The following is a 20,955-nucleotide window of genomic DNA, read 5'->3' on the forward strand; positions in this document are numbered from 1 at the left end:
TTGGGCGTGAAGTCGGTTTCGATCGTCGGACGCTCAAACAATTTACCAATTACCAATTACCAATTACCAATTACCAATTACCAACTTGCGTTATTTCTGTTTTAGGACTACCAACGTAATGTCGTCAAAAACTGTATGTTTGTCAATATGTTGCAGCAGATGATCGATTACTGCTTGTCGAATTTCTTCAGCCGTTTTGTGGCGATTTTCTTTGACCACTTGGCACAATCTTTCTATGCCGTAATACACTTTATTTATATTTACAGCTTCGGTAATTCCATCTGTGTAAAGCACTACTACATCCCCTGGATTAAGATGCACTTGAACTTGGGAAACAAAGTCAGCAATATCTTCCTCTAATCCCACAGGAAAGCCGAGTTCCATTGTATCGATCCGTTCGATGTTACCATCAGTACGGACTACAATTATTTCTTCATGTTGACCGCTGAGGGTAAAGTTACTATCTTGATAATCTAACAAAGCCAAGGTCATGTTTTTAGACGAGTCTATGCGCTCGATATTGGCATAAAGGGTGCGGTTTAACACATCAAGAAACTTCACCGGATCGGTTTCGTTCATTTGTTGGAGAGTGCGGACGGCGGTTTGCGCCATAATCATTAATACGCCACTTTCTAAACCATGTCCCGTAACATCGCCGATGCTAATTTTTACTTTATCATTTTGGGTTAGCACGTCGTAGTAGTCGCCACCAACTTCATCGGCAGGTTGCATATATCCAGCTATTTCTAATCCTTTAATTTTATCAAGTTCTGATTGTTTGGGCAAGATCATTTGTTGCAGTCGTTTCGTGACTTCTAACTCAGCACTGAGGCGGATGTTTTCGGCTTTAAGTTTGTCGTTGAGGCCGCTAATTTCCTGGTTTGCTTGGGCGAGTTGGGCAGTGCGTTGTTGCACCTTTTCTTCTAAAGTTTGATAGAGACGGGCATTTTCGATGGAGATCGCAGCTTGGGCGGAAATGATGTTGAGGACTTCTAAGCGATCGCGCGTAAAAGCCCCCGCTGTTAAATTATTTTCTAGGTATAAGATGCCTACCAACTTACCTTGATTAATCAGGGGGCTACACAAGATAGATTTAGGTCGCTGCTGAATAATATACGGGTCAGATGCAAACCTGCTTTTATTCGTTGCATCATCGATCGCAAGAGTTTCTTGCGTGCGTTCTACATAATTAACCAACGAGATAGGAATCTCTTGACTTTCAGCCGCTGACTTGGAGATTAATTGACATCGTTCACCCGTACATTGAGCTTCAATTTTCCACTTACCTGCTGGGTCAGGTATAATGAAATAAAACTTTTCTGCTCCGGCGTTTTCCAGCAAGACTTGCATCAAATTCGAGAGTAACTTATCTAAATGAACTTCCCCTGAGAGCGCTTGGGAGGCTTTGATAATTGTTGATAAATCCAGCTCGTTTGCAGAACCTGAACTGGTAGAAGTGATAGTGGTTCTGGTCTGAACAATCGTTGCGTCTCTTCCACTCGGAGGGCTGTTTTTCCTACCGACGACTGGTGCGAGTAATTCAGCATGGCGCTCTTCTAAATCTTTAACTTTTGCCTTGGCTCCCCAGCGAATATAAGCATAGTAAGCTTCTATCATGTAGGTACGCGCTACTTTCTGACGACCTAAAGTTAAATAAAATTCTGCTGCTAGTTCATTGGCGAGGGCTTCGTGCTGGACATATCCATTTTCCTTGGCTCCATCTATCGCCAGGTCGTAATATTCCATTGCTGAGAAAGATTGCCCTAAGACGCGGGCTTTTTCTGCTTCTACTAAGTCATACTTATGCTGGTAATTGGCTGGGCAATGGAACGCCCATTTTTTTAGGCTTTTCTGAGTTTCTTCTACTTGGTTGAGGTATTCTTGTTTCTTTTCTTCCTCTCCTGAATCTTCCTGAGCATACTGGGCTAAAAGAATCAGACAATAGTAAAAAGTATGTTCAATAAAACTAATATTTGATTGAACGTAACCTGAATATTTAAACCCCTCTCTTGCAAACTCGATAGCTTCTTCATACTGCTTAAACAAATAGCAAACTACAGTTTTGGCAAAATAAAGCCTGAACAAGCAAATGAAATTCTTTACTTCTCTTAAATAAGAGATAGCTTTTTCCTCATTTAATATACTGCCCATCAAGATCAGCTTATTATCTGTCATCCCCCTTAAATTTTCTACTAATTGACCGAGGATTTTGAGTAAATATAACTGGTGTTCTTGGGACAATCTCTCTGCCAAGTCAATATATAGTTGTTGCTGTTCTTGCACGTAGTCTAGATGCTCTGCCTTGAAAAATAAATGCGAGCAATAGTAATCAGCAGCATGACAAGCATATTCTATATCTCCAAATTCTAAGCCGCTATTAATTGCTTGACGAAGGGGTTCTATCGTTTCCCTAGTATGCTTTTTGAGGTGGATAATACCGATGGAAACATTAACTAAAACTTTAGAACGAAACTCTCTAGCATCTAACTTATCTAATAGCTGCAAAGCCAGTTGCCCCAGTTGATAGGATAAATTTATATCTGAGAATAGCCAAGATACGAATATACCGTAAACAGAATAGGCGTAAGTAGATTGCGGCGAATTCCCGTACTGACGAGAAAGTTCCACCATAGTATATATAATAGGTAGCGATAGCGGGCTTTCTGCAAAGCAAGCAGGTGGGAATATAAGAACTAAAAGCTGCATAGCCGCCTGCTTGTAGGGTTCGCTCATTTCAGGCAGGTTTGCTAACTCCTCAATATTGAGTTCTTGCGGGGGTGATTCATATAGGGTCACTCCTAGCATCTTTAGAACTTGTAGTCCGGCATCTAAGCCATCATTATTTTGATTTTTAGCGAGGTAAATTCTAATTTTTAGTTCGTATAAGTTGACTTGTTCGAGGATTGTTTTGGCTTTTTGAAACACGCGATCGCACAAAATTTCCGCTCGTTGTAAATTGGCATTGAGATATTCGGCTTCCGCCGCTTCCCGATAAAAATTAAATGTCAGATCGTATCTACTTTCCCAGCTATCTTGGCTCAGAAGTTCTATACCTACATTCAAATAATTAACAGCGGCTTCATATGCAGTAGCTGCCTTCGCTTTCTGTCCAGCAATCAGGTTTAATTCAGCCAACTCATCTTTTTCTGACTGATTAGTTAGCAAATCTGTGCCAAAATTCAGTTGGTTAACCAGAGCAAAAATATTATCTTTTCGCTCTTGCTCTGTTGTATTATTCAGCAGTAGTTGACCAATTTTCAGGTGAGTGGTTTTTTTGTCTGACTCTGGAATCAAAGAATAGGCTGCTTGTTGCACCCGATCGTGCAAAAATTTGTATTCAACTTTGATATCCCGTACAGATGCCAACTCTTCCTGGGCAAAGACTAGAGGAATTTTGTAATTTTCAGACAGCGGCAGAATCAAACCTGCTTGCAGTGCTTCCCACAAATGAGCAGCCGTCGCTATGTTTGATTCTTCATTGACAATTGATAAAACTTCTAAGTTAAATTGGTTGCCGATACAAGCCGCTAATTTTAATGATTTCTGGGTTGTTTCAGGGAGTTTGCGAATATTGCGAGCAACCAGTTCAACGATATTGAAATCTGCGATGCCAATCGCCTGTATTTGTTGAATATCCCACTCCCAGCGGTCTGTATCTACTTGATAAACCAGCAGATTTTCCGAGTACAGCGTTTTGAGTAGCTGCGTTAAGAAAAACGGATTGCCTTGGGTTTTATTAAAAAGTAACTCGGAAAAAACTTTTATTTTGTCTGAATTTACGCTGGCATCGAGAGTGTCGGCGATTAATTGGTTGACGCTATCCAAAGCCAGCGCCTGAATGGTGATATTATTCACCACCGTTTCATTTTCTTGAATTTTTTCTAGGGTCTGAATTAAAGGATGAACGGGACTGACTTCGTTATCTCGATAAGCTCCAATCGTTAACAAATATTTGTTATCTGGGTCAGTAACTAAGAGTTGGATTAACTTTAGAGATGCTGAATCTGCCCACTGTAAATCGTCTAGGAATATGACTAGCGGGTGTTGGGGTTGACAAAAAACGCGAATAAATTGTTGAAATACCCGATTAAATCTGTTTTGGGATTCCGATGAACCCAGTTGAGGAACTTCAAGCTGTTTACCGATAATTAGTTCGACTTCGGGGATAACATCAATAATAACTTGACCGTTATTATCTAGCGCATTTAATAAGTTTTCTTTCCAAATAGCAATCTGTTGGGAACTTTCGGTTAATAGCTGACGAACTAATTCTTGAAATGCTTGGATTAACGCCGCATAGGGAATATTGCGCTTAAACTGGTCAAACTTACCCGCAATAAAATATCCCCTAGCTGCTACAATTGGTTTATGAACTTCATTGACGATTGAAGTTTTACCAATCCCGGAATAACCGGAAACTAACATCATCTCGGTGGCACCGAGGCTGACTCGTCCAAAGGCATCTAGAAGAATTTGGACTTCGGTTTCTCTACCATAAAGCTTCTGGGGAATGAGTAATTGGTTGCCGCGATCGCGTTGACCGATGGGAAAATTTTCAATCTTTCCAGTTGTCTGCAATTGCTGCAAACAAGTTTCCAGGTCAAATTTTAATCCCGCCGCACTTTGATATCGGTCTTCCGCATTTTTTGCTAACAGTTTCATCACAATATCTGAAACCGCTTGAGGAATTTCTGCTACCTCTTTAGGTGGGACTGGTTGTTTGGCAATATGACAGTAAACCAACTCCATCGGATCGGTGGTAGTAAATGGCAACTGTTTGGTCAGCATTTCATATAAAGTCACTCCCAAAGAGTAGAAGTCGGTGCGGTAGTCAATTGCTCGATTCATCCTCCCCGTTTGTTCGGGTGACATATAAGCGAGAGTCCCTTCCAGCAAGTTGGGATTGCTAATGCTTTGGTTTTTCAATTCCAAGCGGGATGAAATACTAAAGTCAGCCAGTTTTACTTTCCCTGTCTCTGGATTGATAATGATATTTGAGGGCTTAATGTCTTTGTGAATGATCGGTACTTGATGGAGATAGATCAAAGTTTCCGATAGAGCGATCGCTACCCTCAGCAACTCGGTTATTGACAGGTTATTGGCTGCCCTAAAATAATAAAGGGATAGACCCCCAAAATCTTCTAATATTAGCGCTAAACTATTCTGATAATTTTCTAAGTTGTAAGTTTTGACAATTCCTTCACACTCTAAATTTTTAGTAATTATAAATTCTTGCCTTAAATTTGTGATTTGTTCAAGGCTAGGATGTTCATTTTTTATTATTTTAACGATAACAAGCTGTCGATCCCGATTTCTTATCCCTCGATAAACAACGGTTCTGACTCCTTCGTAAATATTTTCTATAATTTCGTATCCTGAAAGAACGATCATTGTTTTCACCTTAGCCTTTTCATTAACTATTCTAAATCGATGTTATCTAGTTCATCCCGACTGGCGGTCATAATCGACTGTGGAACTGGGGGACAGCCTGCTTTGGTATTGCTTTTAGTGGGTTCGCTCATGTGGCTATCCTGAGTTAAAATGTAATAAGGGTAACAGTGTAGATAAGTATTTGATTTATGAATGGGAAATGAGGACTCTAACTTAGATACTATCTTTGATAAGGATTTCATATCTATTCTCCCATCCCCTGCCTCAAAGCGCAATTGGAATCGACATTAACTTATTATCGGCTCTCTCCTACTTATGGTGATAACGCAAGCTAATAATTTAGCAGGAGCGAGGGTTTCAACGTTCAGTCTCAGATAGTTAGTATCATCTGCTACTTTTAACACCAAGCATCGGGGAGAGCCGAGGAAAAAATGATGTGATTAGATGTTTGCATCGACACTGATGTCATGAATGCTGCACTGGGGCAAGCGTAACAAGTCGCTTTAGCTGTCATATCAAGGTGCGACTCGGCTAAAATGTGGCGCGCCACATTTCTGGGGCAACTGTTCAATTAATGCCATGATATAAATGTGTGGCAATGCTCATACTGACGATCGCCACCAACCAACAACCAATTTGGGCTAAAGCTACCAGAAGGTTGCCAGCCTCTGCGCTCTCAAATCGGTTCTATAAAACCGACACATTTTTAATGACGATAATTTTAACCAACGACGACGGCATCGATGCTCCGGGCATTCAAGCACTTTTGCAAGCAGTAAAGGGCAAGACAATTATGGTGGCTCCGCAGGGGCAATTGTCCGGCTGCGGGCATCAGGTGACTGCCCACAGTCCGATTCATGTCGATCGCCGATCGTCCGTGGAATATGCTGTAGGGGGAACACTGGCTGATTGCGTCCGCATCGCTCTTCATCATGTTTGTGCCAAGCCGGATTTGGTGCTTTCTGGCATTAACGCGGGTGGCAATTTGGGGGTTAACGTGTATATTCCGGGTACGGTGGCGGCTGTGCGGGAAGCAGCCATGCACGGTATTCCGGGAATCGCAATTTCCCACCGGATTAAAAGGCCGCTCGAAATAGACTGGGATGTCGCTACACTCAAGAATCAACGCGCACTGATTACCGGAGGCAGTCGCGGCATTGGGGCTGCGATCAAAAGCAGCGTTTTGCCCGTGAAAGCGCTGATGTTGCCTTTAATTATACCAATTCGCCCGATCGCCCAATTTAGCACAGACGTGGCGCTCAGCTTTCGAGCGCACCTTCGTGAGTCCGCGCACCATTTCCAAAATTGTTGGGCGTGAAGTCGGTTTCGATCGTCGGACGCTCAAACAATTTACCAATTACCAATTACCAATTACCAATTACCAACTTGCGTTATTTCTGTTTTAGGACTACCAACGTAATGTCGTCAAAAACTGTATGTTTGTCAATATGTTGCAGCAGATGATCGATTACTGCTTGTCGAATTTCTTCAGCCGTTTTGTGGCGATTTTCTTTGACCACTTGGCACAATCTTTCTATGCCGTAATACACTTTATTTATATTTACAGCTTCGGTAATTCCATCTGTGTAAAGCACTACTACATCCCCTGGATTAAGATGCACGTGAACTTGGGAAACAAAATCAGCAATATCTTCCTCTAATCCCACAGGAAAGCCGAGTTCCATTGTATCGATCCGTTCGATGTTACCATCAGTACGGACTACAATTATTTCTTCATGTTGACCGCTGAGGGTAAAGTTACTATCTTGATAATCTAACAAAGCCAAGGTCATGTTTTTAGACGAGTCTATGCGCTCGATATTGGCATAAAGGGTGCGGTTTAACACATCAAGAAACTTCACCGGATCGGTTTCGTTCATTTGTTGGAGAGTGCGGACGGCGGTTTGCGCCATAATCATTAATACGCCACTTTCTAAACCATGTCCCGTAACATCGCCGATGCTAATTTTTACCTGATCATTTTGGGTTAGCACGTCGTAGTAGTCGCCACCAACTTCATCGGCAGGTTGCATATATCCAGCTATTTCTAATCCTTTAATTTTATCCAGTTCTGATTGTTTGGGCAAGATCATTTGTTGCAGTCGTTTGGTGACTTCTAACTCAGCACTGAGGCGGATGTTTTCGGCTTTAAGTTTGTCGTTGAGGCTGCTAATTTCCTGGTTTGCTTGGGCGAGTTGGGCAGTGCGCTCTTCTACTTTTTGTTCCTGCGTGTGGTAAAGAAAGGCATTTTCTAGCGAGATTGCTGCTTGAGAAGAGATCAGTTTTAAAACTTCCAGCCGCGTCGGAGTGAAAGCGCTAGTTGCCAAATTATTTTCAAAGTAAAGTAAACCCATCATTTTGCCTTGATTGATGATGGGAATACATAAGACTGACTTGGGTTGATGCGTCCTGATATAAGGGTCTGTTCTAAAAGCTCCTTCAGCCTTAGCATTATTTAAAACGACAGTTTTGAGAGTCTTTTCCACATAATAAATAACGCTTAAGGGAACAACTTGCTCTAGTTCAATCGGGGGAGATAACAACACATTAATATCGCTGTCCTCAACTTCCCCAGCGGCTGCGATCGCAAAACCTTCTGACTGATTCAAAATCAGAAATCCTTTTTGAGCGCCAGCATTATTGAGCGCAATTTTCATAAATTGTAAAATCAGTTCGCTTAAAACAATTTCCCCAGAGATGATTTTGGAAAATTTAAGCACAGAAAGTAGCTCTAATCCTTCCAAGCTACCTCCTATTGTTAATGTCGTGGTATTAAAATCAAGACCGAGATTTTTTTGAGCTGTTATTCTCCCAAATATTTTTGGATACCTTGACTCTAAATCTTGGGCTTTTGCCGTAGCTCCCCAGCGAATATAAGCGTAGTAGGATTCGTTCAGATAGAACCGACTCATATGTTCGCGATCGCAAGCAAAATGAAATTCTCCAGCCAGTTCTTTAGCAATAGCTTCATCTTCCAGGCGTTCGTACTCTATCGCTCCCGATATCGCTCTTTCGTACAAGTTAATTGCTTGCTCATTTTGCCCCAAAATCCGCGCTTTTTCTGCCTCGATCAGGTCGTACTTGTGCTGATAGTTCATCGGCGCGTCTTGCGCCCAGCATTTCATTTTTTCCTGATGAGATTCTACCAATTCCAGATATTGCTGTTGCTCCCTCGGCGCAGCGCTGTTGTAATTAGCGAGCAGGATCAGCGAATAATAGAAGTAGTGAGCGGGAAACGTCATCATGCCGCTATCGCCTCTGAGGTGTTCGTGAGCTGCCAAAATGCAGGCAAGAGCCTGGGAATAATCTTTAAATAAATAACAGAGAAAGGCTTTGGCCTGGTAAACTAATAACAGCGTTGTTGCATTTTTGGTTTCCTGCAAATATACCAGCATCGCTGCTTCATCAAAACTTTTGCCTTGCAGCAGCATTTTATCTGATGATAATCCTTGCAAATTTAAAGTCAGTTGATGCCATACCTTAATGAAATTGAGCGGAAATTCCTGTTTGATTTTATTTAAAAGTTTGATATATTCCCTAATGTTTACATCGACAATTTCTAAGCGTTCGCCGCTCAAGAATAGGTTGGTACAATAGTGGAGTACGCAATAGCCTGCATATTGGTAATCTCCCGTTTCCAAACCGGCTTGAATCGCCTCTTCTAACGGTGCAATACTTTCCTTAGCCTGCTCTTTCCAATGGGATATCAAACCGTAAAATGGCGCATAAACTCGACATTTTAGTTTGTTGTCAGGAAAAATATCTAGGAGTTTAATCGCCAACTGCCCGCAGTAATATCCCGCGTCCAAGTCTGCCATCGGCCCGCACAAAATTATGCCGTAATTTGCGTAAGCGATCGCTGCCAGAGCTGAATAACCCCGTTCCACACAAAGATTGACCTTCGTTAAAACGATCTGAACAAAGGTTGAAGGCGCTGAGATCGAAGCAGCAGCCGTTGCCGTTATCAAGATTCGCAGAGCTGCTAGCAAATAGGGATCGGTCATTTCGGGAAGGTTTTCTAACTCTTCTAATCTCGGCATCTGCACGGAACTGCTGCCCTCGCTGGGCGGAGGAGCTAGGGAAACTCCGAGCAGCTCTACCGCTTGCAGTCCGGTTTCAAGGGCTTTGGATAGCTGGTTTTGAGCGATATAAAATTCAACTTTTAGCTCGTAAACTTTCACCTTTTCGAGCAGGGTTGTTGCCTGTTGCAGCGCTATTTCTGCCAGTGCAGCAGCTCTCTCGAAGTTGGTACACAAGTATTCTGCTTCTACAGCTTCTATATAGAGGTTGAGCGTGAGTTCGTAATTGCTTTGCCAGCTAGAAGCTGCCAGGAGTTCCATGCCCGCATTAAAATAATTGGCAGCCGCTTCGGAGGCTGTTGCTGCTTTAGCTTTCCGACCTGCGGCGAGATTCAGGGCAGCGAGTTGGTTTTTTTCTGACTGCTCGGTGATGAACTCGCTGCCGATATTCAGTTGATTGACGATCGCAAAAATGTTTTCTTCTTGCTGAGATGGGGTCGTATTTTTCAGCAGCAGTTGACCAATTTTGAGGTGAGTTAATTTTTTTTTGTCTTCGGCAATGAGAGAATAAGCTGCTTGCTGTACGCGATCGTGCAAAAACTTGTAAGGAATTTGCATAGATGCAGTTTGACGGCTGGCGATATCGTCAAGGTGCAAATTCTCTGCCAGTTCGCGGTCAAAAAAGAGCGGAATTTTGTAGGCGTCGTTCAAGGGGAGAATCAAACCTGCCTCTAGGGCAGACCACAGTTGATTTGCCGTTTCTACAGGAGATTCTTCATTGACGATCGCCAAAACATCTAAATAAAATCTGCTGCCGATACAAGCTGCTAACTGCAAAATCTTTTGACTTGCTTCCGGCAGCCTTTGAATCTGCTTTACCATTAACTCGACAACGTTATAATCCGCAATTCCTATCGCTTGAATTTCATCTATTTCCCACTCCCATTGGCGACTATTAAAATTGTAAGCTAACAGCTTTTCTTCATAAATATATTTTAGCAGTTGACTTAAAAAGAAAGGATTGCCTTGAGTTTTATTAAATAGCAGAGCGGATAGACTTTGGGATTTTTGGCTTTCCTTGAGAGTGTCGGCAACTATTTGATTGACATCTGTACTACTCAAAGGTGCGAGGGTAATTGTTGTTAAATTAGCTGAATTTTCTTGATTAGTTTTCAAAGTTTGCATCAAAGGATGCGTCGGACTAACTTCATTATCTCGATAAGCACCAATCATCAGTAGATATTGGCTGTCGGGGTTAGTCACTAGCAGTTGAATTAACTTGAGCGACGATAAATCAGCCCACTGCAAATCATCTAGAAAAATAACCAGCGGGTGTTCTGGTTGAGTAAAAACTTGAATAAAGCTGGCAAACACCCGATTAAATCGATTTTGAGCTTCAGTTGCTCCCACTTCTGGCACGGGCGGCTGTTCGCCAACGATCAGTTCAACTTCGGGAATAACTTCTGTAATAATTCGGCCTTGCTGGCCTAATGCGTTTAAGAGTTTTTGTTTCCAATTCTCTATCTGTTGCGGACTATCAGTTAATAGTTGGCGCATCAGATCCGAGAAAGCTTCTATCAGAGAAGCGTAGGGAATGTTGCGCTTAAATTGGTCAAATTTACCCGAAATGAAATAGCCATGCTGCCGGACAATCGGTTTGTGAACTTCATTAACTACAGCAGTTTTCCCAATGCCTGAATAGCCAGCTACTAGCATCATTTCCGCTGTCCCATTACTGATGCGGTCGAAGGCGGCTAGGAGTGTCTGAACTTGTTCAAATCGACCGTAGAGTTTCTGCGGAATTTGCAATTGACTTGATAAATCTTCTTGACCAATTTGAAAGTGGTCAATTTTCCCTGTAGTTTCTAATTGAGTTAAACACTGTTCTAGATCGAATTTCAAACCTTCAGCACTTTGATAGCGTTCTTCAGCAGTTTTAGCCATCAATTTCATCACAATTTCAGAAATGGCTTGAGGAATCTGGCTGTTAATTTTTGCTGGTGGTACGGGTTGAATGGCAATGTGGGAGTAAATTAATTCGAGGGCGTCAGTGGTCGGAAAGGGCAGTTTCCCTGTTAGCATTTCATAAAACGTGACGCCTAAAGAGTAGAAATCCGTTCGGTAGTCGATTGCTCGATTCATCCGACCTGTTTGTTCTGGGGATAGATAGGCAAGAGTTCCTTCTAATAAGTTGGGGTGGCTGAGGGATTGATTCTCTTTAGACAGGCGGGTGGCAATACCAAAATCGGTAATTTTTACTTGATTTGTGGTAAAATTGACGATGATGTTTTGGGGTTTGATATCTTTGTGAATAATGCAACGATCGTGCAACTGAGCGAGGGTAGATGCTAGCTGAATCGCGATCGCTAGAAAATCTCGTATTTGTGGCTGCTTAAATTTTTCGCTATCTGAGAGAGCAATTCCGCCAAAATCTTCCACAATTAGGATAAATTTGCGGTTCCCCAATTCTTGTAATTCTAAAGGTTTAACTATACCCTCTATATTAAGGTTTTTGGAAACTTCATATTCCTGTCTTAAACGGGTAATTTCTTCTAGATGAGGATACTCGTTTTTGAGGATTTTAAATATCGCTGGCTGTCCGTCTGACTCTTTGATCCCTCGATAAATAACAGTATTAAACCCTTGGTAAATTTGTGAAGTAATTTTATATCCGCGAATTGCTAACATAGGTGTCTTAATCTAGAAGTGATATCAGTGCCATCATATATAAAATACAATATAGCGATCGCCAACTGCTAGTCAGTTGAAACAGCGATCACTTTTGAGTTAGCAATCTGACTTGCGGAGCTAACTAACGCTACAGTCACCGCTGTCTTTTGGTTCTCGCTTCGGATATACCCACTCGTTAAAGAACTCCTGAATTTCTTGAGGTTGCTGTTTGACTAAATATTCGTAATCTTGTTTCACCGGAATATTATAACTAGCCGTCCGTTTGCCAATCTTGGACAACCAAGTCGTGTGTACGGAAATCCCAAAATTAAGTTGTGGATGCCAGAGTTTGCATAGGGGGCCGCTCTTCAAATCCGCAGCGTCGAAAATCCAGATTTCATTGCCGTTGTCAGGTTGCTCATCTGTACCATTATAAACTACACATACAATATAGCCGTCTGTTGAGCCGCCTGTTCCGCCCGCGCGGGGGACAAATTGCGGCGAGTTGCCGAAATAACCTGTGTCAAATTCGTATGCGTCTTGAATCTGCAACCGATTTTCATTTGCTTCAAGGGTATCCAGATCTGCTATGTGCAGTCGTAACAAGTTAGATTTGATGCCTTTTTTTGTCAACTGGCGCACTTCATCGGCTGGTATTTCCCGATATTTATAGTTTTGATACATTTTGAGTCCTTCTTCAGTGAAAATATCTTCCCAGCATCCAAAAAAGCTCCAGTAGATATTTTCAAAGTGTCCAGAAGGCGGATTTTCACGGTAAGCATAAAGTGCTGGTCCCCAAGTGTATTTGCAATATTCTTTACCGTTGGTCTGAGTATCCTGGCAATATTTGTTAGGCTGGTTGTCTGCATAAACTCCTGTCAAATCGCTTCTGGCAACTTTGATTTGTTTGGCATCCTTAGCATCGAGTACGTAGCATCCCATGCGACTAATATCTAATGGCCCTACTGTCATCCCAAACATATGGGGTAAGCCTCCATTGTTGTCTGAGTTGCTGAAATCGATCTCGCGAATCCATTCAGCTACATCCCAAGCGCATACGTGCGCTAAGTGCAACGTGATTTGATCGTTCGGATTTTTATAGTCTGTGAGAAAGTGCGTGGTTTCGCGGGGAATGACAACTTGTCGCGCTACCACTTTCTTGACATCTGATTTCAGGTCAGTGCGGCGGACAATGTAGATGGTACTGTCGGGTAATTGCGGGCTATCGATTAAGTTTCTCAGCCGTTTTTCTATTTCTTCATATTTGGGCTCGTTTGGCGCCGGAAGTATTTCTTCTAGTAAGAATTTAAAGGCAGTGTCCATCAGCACCACGTAGTCTTCAGTCAATCCTATCTGGTGCATACTCTGTTTAATTGCGATCGGGCAACCATTGGGGTGCGTTACCTGCCATTTATTAATCTTTTCTTTGCCATCCCAGGAAATCACATAGACAAAGTTGGCAAATATATTAAAACTTTGCAGCAGACTCCATAATAAATGAATTGTTTGTTTAAAGGCTGCTGCTAATTTTTGGAAAAAGTTTTTTGGGTCGGGAGCTTTCTGAAATCCTCGCTGGGAGGGATTTCTGATGCTGTCAATCAAACCGAATGCCCAATAGAGGACTGGACGCAATTGAGCAATAAAAGTGGAGAGCGATCGCCCGCTGTTGACAGTAAACATTTCCCCTGTGTTCTCGTCAAAACAAGGATGGGCTGAAGTCTGAACTAATTTAAACGGAAAAGGCGGTTGTAAGGGAAGGTTGGCTAATAGCGGATTAAAGGCTCTCCAATCTCGATCCCAACCCACGGGCGTGACTGCTTCCAGCGTTTTTGTATCAATTTCGTAGGGACGCCCTATATCCCAAGTTATCAGCAGTCTTTCGTTGTCTTCCTGAAGAAATTTCATGGGCAGAAATCCGGTGTTTAGCTGATTGCGAATCCCTAACTGGTCAGACATTCGCATGATGCCGCGATTTTTAAATCTCAGGTTAGGCTGGCATTTATTTGTGGCTGCGTCGGCATAGTAACAGGGGGTTTTAGCAATTCTAGTTGTGAGAAATACTCCTTCCTGAAGATTGTCAAAATCAAAGCGATAAACCATCCCGTCGCCGTTGTAGAATGGCGTGAAACCATCACTGGAAGGAAATACAATATCTTTGTTATCATCGCGAGATTTGGAGTCAACAGAGCCTGTGGCTGAAATAATAAATACGTGGCCTTGCAATCCTGACGGAAGTTGTTTTCCGTCCTTAACTAGCAGTTTTAGCGGGCAATACTTAGCCTCTGGGTTATCTTCTCTTAGCCCAAACTCTACTCGACTAACTGACAATACTGATCGCGGGAAACTACTATTTTTTTCAACCTTATCGTCGTTTTTTACAGATTGGTTCATAGTTTTTATAGGGTTAAATTTGAGATGAATGACACCTGCACTAATTGCTCTTAACTTAAGTTGCTAGTTATCTCAAACAGGCGGCTAATGGCTAATTCGAGTAAAAAACTTGATTAGCAAGCTGGCAATTAGCAACACCGCAGTTTATAACTAGAAACTTGCGTTATTAGTCACCGTAAGCGATTCAGCGAAAATCAACTCGACTTAAATAGTGAATTATAATTATATCATATATTTTCTTCTCCCCTGTGGCTCTCTCGTACTTATGGTGATAACGCAAGCTAATAATTTAGCAGGATCGAGGGTTTCAACGTTCAGTCTCAGATAGTTAGTATCATCTGCTACTTTTAACACCTAGCATCGGGGAGAGCCGAGGAAAAAATTATGTGATTAGATGTTTGCATCGACACTGATGTCATGAATGCTGCGCTGGGGCAAGCGTAACAAGTCGCTTTAGCTGTCATATCAAGGTACGACTGGGCTAAAATGTGGCGCCCCACATTTCTGGGGCAACTGTTCATTTAATGCCATGATATAAATGTGTGGCAATGCTCATACTGACGATCGCCACTAACCAACAACCAATTTGGGCTAAAGCTACCAGAAGGTTGCCAGCATCTGCGCTCTCAAATCGGTTCTATAAAACCGACACATTTTTAATGACGATAATTTTAACCAACGACGACGGCATAGACGCTCCGGGGATTCAGGCACTTTTGCAGGCTGTAGAAGGCAAAACAATTATGGTGGCTCCCCAAGGCCAATTGTCTGGCTGCGGGCATCAAGTGACGGCTCACAGTCCGATTCATGTCGATCGGCGATCGTCCTTTGAATATGCTGTAGGGGGAACACCGGCCGATTGCGTGCGTATTGCTCTTCATCACGTTTGTGCGAAGCCGGATTTGGTGCTTTCTGGTATTAACGCGGGTGGCAATTTAGGGGTTGACGTGTATATTTCGGGTACGGTTGCGGCTGTGCGGGAAGCAGCCATGCACGGTATTCCGGGAATCGCAATTTCCCACCGGATTAAAAGGCCACTCGAAATAGACTGGGATGTCGCTACTCGTTGGACATCGCGGGTGTTGGGGGATTTGCTGAACCGGGAACTAAAGTCTGGGTGTTTCTGGAATGTGAATTTGCCGCATTTAGCGCCGGGAAGTGCGGAACCGGAAATTGTGTTTTGCCAGCCTTCTACGCAGCCGCTGCCGGTGGTTTACCGGATGGAGGGAGAATACTTTTATTATGCAGGAGAGTATGGCTCGCGCGATCGGGCGCCGGGGACTGATGTTGACGTGTGTTTTGAGGGTAATATTGCGGTGACTGAGATATCGCTGTGATAGATTTGGGCGATCGAACTTTATTTTTTTTCAACCAAGTCTAAAGAGCCGCTCTTAAATTCGATCGGCGACAGAATGTTTCATATTCATAGCTAAAAACAGATTTCATTATACTTTGGGTTGATCACTGCATATACCCTAGGTATAATAAACCTGTTTTCAAATTATCCCAAAATAGGATACTGTAATTTATTCAGAATTGATACTACTAAAACTTAAACAAAATTAATCACAGTTCAGAGAGTGGGAGCTATCTCTACTTGCGACCCTCGCTGCTACCATAATTTTTTTTGTCATCCTTCGGCTTAGCAACACCATCAGGTTGTTTCTTTGGCTTTTTGACTTCTTTGTTGCTTTTTCTTTCTTTTGACATAATCCTTCCTCAATTGTGACTCAGCATAACATAGATTGACACATTTGTCTAACTGTCAGTAGAGGGGGTGAGCCTATACAGATACTACTTGCTGTTAGTTTTGTATCATCTGCAGTATATTATCTCCTAGGTTTTGAACGAATACCCTCTACCGTTAGGCATATCGATAAAATCCTCAGAAGTACAAGGTCTGAAATTACTTTTCACCCCGATGACTTAAGGAAATATTGAAAAGCACGATCGTATAACTGCTGCGAGACAACCGAGAAAAATTCTCGCTGATTAAGCTGTTGTTCCACCTCTAATTTTTATGAAAAATGACAGTAGATAAAATATGGAGCTATGACCGTGCCAGCCTTCGGGACACCTGACGCAAACACAACTAACAAATTTGCAGTCTCGGTTTAAAAAAGCTGTTAGTCAGAGTGGACAACAAGAATATTGATTTTAACTATTGATTAACAATTCGGACAGTGTTTGATGGCTTACCTACTGAGAATCACGGTTTCACGGATCTCAGTACGATCGCAACGCTTGCCGAAGCACACTAGATCTCCACGATAAATCAAGGGTTTCAGACTATGACCTCAAAAAGGTCGGGACTCTGGAAAAAGCACAAAGTATAGCAATCCTCGCATCATTTGTGAATTTCTTACTCCCGAGCCAGCGGGTTCGGGGAGGGTTGGGGAGGGGTAAAAATTTACGACTCCTGCAAGGAGTGCTATATATGTATAAATATAAAGTTAATTGTCTGCTTTCTTGAAAGTGCGAGCGCCTCCACTCCATTTGAGATAAAATACTTATAAAGAGTGTTTATTTCTAGATAAATTTCTGCTATTAGGAATCTGACCCGTATGGAAGTAACCGAGCTGCTCAAAGAGTACGAAAATGGAAACAGAGACTTTGCTGGCGCAAACCTCAGCGGAGCAAACCTCAGCGGAGCTATGTTGGTTGGCGTAAATTTTTCCAGGGCTAACCTGTCGGGAGCTAACCTGAGTCGGGCGCATCTCACTAAAGCAGAACTCAACGACGCAAACCTTTACAGGGCAAATCTGAGTTTTGCCAAAATGGGTCAAGCCAGACTAGCGGACGCAGATCTCACGAAAGCCAATCTCAGCGGAGCTTTCCTCGTCAAAGCAAAACTGCCCAGGGCAAAGTTGAGTGGCGCCCAACTCATAGGTAGCAACCTGGCGATCGCCATCCTCTGGAACGCCAATTTGTGTACAGCCGACTTGCAATTCATCAACCTGCGGGGCGCAAACCTCACGGGAGCAAACCTCAACTGGGCAAACTGCGGAGGGGCAAAACTCAGCGGTGCAAAGCTTTTTGGCGCTCAACTAACAGGCATCTATCTCAGCAAAGCTTACATCAATGGCATCGACCTGAGCAGGACGGATCTCAATGGCGTCAACCTGAGCGGAGCCAAACTCAACGGGGTAAACTTGGAAGGCTCGAACTTGTTAGCTGCCAATCTCAGCGGGGCTCAGTTGCGGGGCGTCAAGTTGATGGGAGCAGATTTAACCAGGGCAAATCTGGTGGGGGTTTCTTTGGTGCAGGCAAACCTCGATTGGGCTAGGCTGTGCTATGCAGACTTGAGCGAAGCCGACTTGAGCGGGGCAACATTCACGGGAACCAACTTTGAGGGTACTCAGTTAGCCGGCTCAACAATGCCCCCATCTTTGAGCAATGATGTCTACTTAACTGCAGCACGTGGTGTCGCAGCTTAGGCAACAAACGCCAAAAATTAATTTCGCATCCGAGTGGACGACTCTCGCATTGGTTTAACTGTTTGATGCAGACATCATTACTTTTGTGAGAGTGTTGCACCGGCAAGAAATTTACTGATATTTGCGAGAGTTTGTAGCATGACCATTGAAATCACCCAATTAATTTCGCGACTCGCAAAGCAGAGGTAATGGCTCCTTCGTGCAAACCATCACCCAAATAAGCTCCTGCATGATAAGTGTTGTTTTCGCCATTAGTCTCGATAACTTCATTTCGATAGCGAAAAGACTCGACATTATATAGCGGCGTGTGATGTTTCTGAATGTGAATAATGTCTTTTTTGGCGATCGACTCCTGCAGTTGAAAAGCTAAACTGTACTCTCGTGGGGATGAGATGCCGCAAAGCTGATTCAAGCTCGCATTATATCCCCATCCCTTGTCCGTCTCGAAAAAATCAAATTCTGATAACTTGCGGATACCGTAGCGATCGTACATTGATGTATCCGAATGCAGCACAGTCGTTGCATAATTGGCTTTCCACGCCGAAAACCGCTTCATTTCCGCATCCGTCGGGTCAGACAATAGCCTCATCACTTGGTCTGGTGGCATCGCAAAAACCACCTTATCAAATTCCTGACTCTCCCCATTAGAAAGCACAATTTTTACAGCATCAGCACTTCTGAAAGTCTGGGCAATCTCCACATTCAGCCGTATATCGCCCTTAAACCGCTCCAGAATCTTTTCAATGTAAGAATACACCCCGCCTTTAATCCTCACCCAGTTGACCAAGGCATAGTCGCGCAGAACAGGCAGCGCCAATTCGGCCGGAAAATTGTCGAGGGATTCAAACGGTATCGAGTAGCTGTACATCGTCAGCAACTTCAGCCAATAATTGCGGATGCACGAGCTTTTCAAACTCTGAGAAAGTGGCATATCGTAGAAATCGTGCTGTTTAGCAAACCGCATTTTTAAAATAAATGCAGCCGAACGAGCGTAGATACTATCGAGCCGCAAATACTCGATCAGGCGTTGGATTCCGGTAAAATTTTTCCGGATAGAGACCTTAGACAAAAAGTGATCGCCATCTTTAAGAAACAGCGCGGAACCAATCTGCACGGGTTCTAATTCAACGCCTAGCTCCTGCATAAAAGCCACGAAATTGTAAAACACAGTGGGAAATTCCAGCACCCCATTTTCTAATATTTCATTGCACTCCGATTGATTGGGCGCAACATTTTTGTTAAGCGTCCGAATGTGTCCGCCTAAAATCGGCTGCTTTTCCAACACAGTGACGTGATGCCCCTGTTTATCGAGCCAGTAGGCTGCTGCCATACCGCTCGCTCCGCCCCCAACAATTGCAATTCTCATAGTTAACTCCTAAATTGATACAAGAAAGAACACCCTTCGGCTTCGCTCAGGGTTAAAAGAAGGAAGAAGCAAGAAATTATCGTTCCCAGGTTATACATGGGAACGCATTTCACTCTTGCTCTCCTTCGTCATTTTTAAAAGGAGGCAGAGCCTCCAGAAATTCATGCCTTGGCTCTGCCAAGAAACGAGAGAAACAAGAAAATAACCAATGGCCAATTTTCCTTAGCCTAAAATCGCATCGCCGGATAAACGTTGATAAAGCAGCGCCCCCGTCCAAAATGTCGGCGCAAAGCCTGGATAGCCCGAGGAAGCGTTGCAGAAATAGAAATTGTTGAGGGATGTTTCATGATTTAGTCGATCGACCCCCATGTTGCGCGGCGTCAGGCTGGAACCGTAGGAATTACCGTTAGGACACCAACAGAAGCGCTCGTTAGTCGTCGGACTTCCGGTAACATGAAAGACCATGTGTTTGCGGAAATTCGGAACATAGTGTTTTTCAACTACATCTAAAATCGAGTCCAGAATCTCTTGTTTCTTCTGTCTGTAAGCTTTGCGATCCGTCTCCCAAAGCTGTTTAAAATAGCTGTAATTAGCAACAGTCAGAAATTCGACAATTTGACAATCTTCTGGACAATCCCGCCGCGCTTCCGTCAGTAAAGTTGGCGTTGTAATTGCAAAGCTCGGACGAGAAAAATCATTTTGCTCATACATTTGAGCAAACGCTTCATTTAGATCCAGGTGTTCCGAATGAAACGTATTCCACTTGCCAAATCCATAGTCTCGGAGATCGATATCTTTGACAACGCAGTACACCATGTAGTTAGATGCAGAATACTCATAGTTGAGTTTCCGCCGCACTGTTTTAGAGAACAGTTCCTCTCCAATCATCTTGGCCGCTCTTTTCGGGTCAAGGTTGCAAATCACCGTGTCGCCCGTGAATTCATGGGTTTGATGGGTGGTCAAATCCATCGCTTCAACACCAGTTACTGTTCTGTTTGTTACCCTAAAATTCGTGACTTCATGGTTTAATAGAACTTTCCCCCCGTTGGATTCAATGACTTTAACTAAAGAATTGATGACATCTTCAAAATGCTGCGTCGGGTAAAATGCGCCTTCTTGATAGCCTCTAAACAAGGCAATCCAAGCATAGAAAGAAAGCTGATTTGGAGGCAGCAAAAAGTCCGGCCATTGCAGGGCTAATAGGGTTTGGGCGGCTTGCGGGAGTTGGAACTTGTCGAAAACGTCCTGAAGTGTACTGTTGAGGTGTTGGACAGCACAGAATACGTCACCGAAATTTTTGAGCAATTCAATTGGTTTGACGGGAGGAGCGAGTTTTCTGAGTCCGTTGCCGGTTTTCTCGACTTCGTTGACGAATTGGCGAATTCTCTCGCCCGCTTCGGGAAACAGCGCCGACAATCGCCGGATCAGTTCCTCTGGTTCCGAGGGAATATCCAGCGCATACCCAGGCATTCTCATGTGGTCGTAGCCATTCGGATCGTACCGTTCAAAAGTGACATCTCGATCGAGACCGAGTTTTTTGAGAACTCGATTGACTGTATGTCCTTCGCCGCAGTCCCAAACGTAGTGGAATTGGGCATTAAAGGTCAATGGCACTGAAAAAGTCTCAATCACGCCCTCCGTTTAGATTTCAAGACAGAGCGAGGTTCCTGCATTCGAGGAT

The 20,955-nt window shown here is 43.3% G+C and carries 8 protein-coding genes; 3 read left to right on the forward strand and 5 right to left on the reverse strand.

Translation table 11 applies throughout. From position 1 onward, the window contains the following. Positions 1 to 90: 90 nt before the first annotated feature. The gene (locus QUB33_RS25265) at positions 91 to 5,391 is read right to left on the reverse strand and encodes an AAA family ATPase (protein WP_333355946.1); all 5,301 of its coding nucleotides are present in this window, start codon (positions 5,389 to 5,391) and stop codon (positions 91 to 93) included. Between the two features lie 709 nt (positions 5,392 to 6,100). Here QUB33_RS25265 and surE (QUB33_RS25270) point away from each other — a divergent pair. Further along, positions 6,101 to 6,709, forward strand: coding sequence for a 5'/3'-nucleotidase SurE (surE, locus tag QUB33_RS25270; RefSeq protein ID WP_333355964.1), 609 nt, complete (start codon positions 6,101 to 6,103; stop codon positions 6,707 to 6,709). Between the two features lie 73 nt (positions 6,710 to 6,782). On the opposite strand, the gene QUB33_RS25275 is transcribed toward surE (QUB33_RS25270), so the two are convergent. Further along, positions 6,783 to 12,098 carry an AAA family ATPase gene (locus tag QUB33_RS25275; protein ID WP_333355950.1) on the reverse strand — a complete coding sequence of 1,772 codons (5,316 nt, stop codon included), beginning with the start codon at positions 12,096 to 12,098 and terminating at the stop codon, positions 6,783 to 6,785. Positions 12,099 to 12,218: 120 nt separating this feature from the next. Continuing rightward, on the reverse strand, positions 12,219 to 14,471 hold the full coding sequence (locus QUB33_RS25280; protein ID WP_333355953.1) for a carotenoid oxygenase family protein: 2,253 nt from the start codon (positions 14,469 to 14,471) through the stop codon (positions 12,219 to 12,221). 659 nt (positions 14,472 to 15,130) lie between these two features. Here QUB33_RS25280 and surE (QUB33_RS25285) point away from each other — a divergent pair. Beyond that, positions 15,131 to 15,808, forward strand: coding sequence for a 5'/3'-nucleotidase SurE (gene surE, locus QUB33_RS25285; RefSeq protein WP_333355967.1), 678 nt, complete (start codon positions 15,131 to 15,133; stop codon positions 15,806 to 15,808). Between the two features lie 1,227 nt (positions 15,809 to 17,035). Then, positions 17,036 to 17,908 carry a pentapeptide repeat-containing protein gene (locus QUB33_RS25290; RefSeq protein ID WP_190656134.1) on the forward strand — a complete coding sequence of 291 codons (873 nt, stop codon included), beginning with the start codon at positions 17,036 to 17,038 and terminating at the stop codon, positions 17,906 to 17,908. Positions 17,909 to 18,059: 151 nt separating this feature from the next. Here the strand turns inward: QUB33_RS25290 and QUB33_RS25295 are convergent, their stop codons facing one another. Both QUB33_RS25295 and QUB33_RS25300 read right to left on the reverse strand, forming a co-directional pair. Continuing rightward, positions 18,060 to 19,274 carry an FAD-dependent oxidoreductase gene (locus QUB33_RS25295; protein ID WP_333355958.1) on the reverse strand — a complete coding sequence of 405 codons (1,215 nt, stop codon included), beginning with the start codon at positions 19,272 to 19,274 and terminating at the stop codon, positions 18,060 to 18,062. 222 nt (positions 19,275 to 19,496) lie between these two features. Continuing rightward, positions 19,497 to 20,888: an FAD-dependent oxidoreductase gene (locus tag QUB33_RS25300; protein WP_333355961.1), complete on the reverse strand. Its 1,392-nt coding sequence runs from the start codon at positions 20,886 to 20,888 to the stop codon at positions 19,497 to 19,499. Between the last annotated feature and the right edge of the window lie 67 nt (positions 20,889 to 20,955).

It is taken from the genome of Microcoleus sp. B3-A4 (assembly GCF_036705385.1).
Taxonomy (GTDB): domain Bacteria; phylum Cyanobacteriota; class Cyanobacteriia; order Cyanobacteriales; family Microcoleaceae; genus Microcoleus.

Bases quoted from the DNA above. Each gene is read 5' to 3' on its own strand.
- QUB33_RS25280 (WP_333355953.1), bottom strand. From the start codon at position 14,471: ATGAACCAATCTGTAAAAAACGACGATAAGGTTGAAAAAAATAGTAGT.
- QUB33_RS25295 (WP_333355958.1), bottom strand. From the start codon at position 19,274: ATGAGAATTGCAATTGTTGGGGGCGGAGCGAGCGGTATGGCAGCAGCC.
- surE (WP_333355967.1), top strand. From the start codon at position 15,131: ATGACGATAATTTTAACCAACGACGACGGCATAGACGCTCCGGGGATT.
- surE (WP_333355964.1), top strand. From the start codon at position 6,101: ATGACGATAATTTTAACCAACGACGACGGCATCGATGCTCCGGGCATT.
- QUB33_RS25290 (WP_190656134.1), top strand. From the start codon at position 17,036: ATGGAAGTAACCGAGCTGCTCAAAGAGTACGAAAATGGAAACAGAGAC.
- QUB33_RS25275 (WP_333355950.1), bottom strand. From the start codon at position 12,098: ATGTTAGCAATTCGCGGATATAAAATTACTTCACAAATTTACCAAGGG.
- QUB33_RS25265 (WP_333355946.1), bottom strand. From the start codon at position 5,391: ATGATCGTTCTTTCAGGATACGAAATTATAGAAAATATTTACGAAGGA.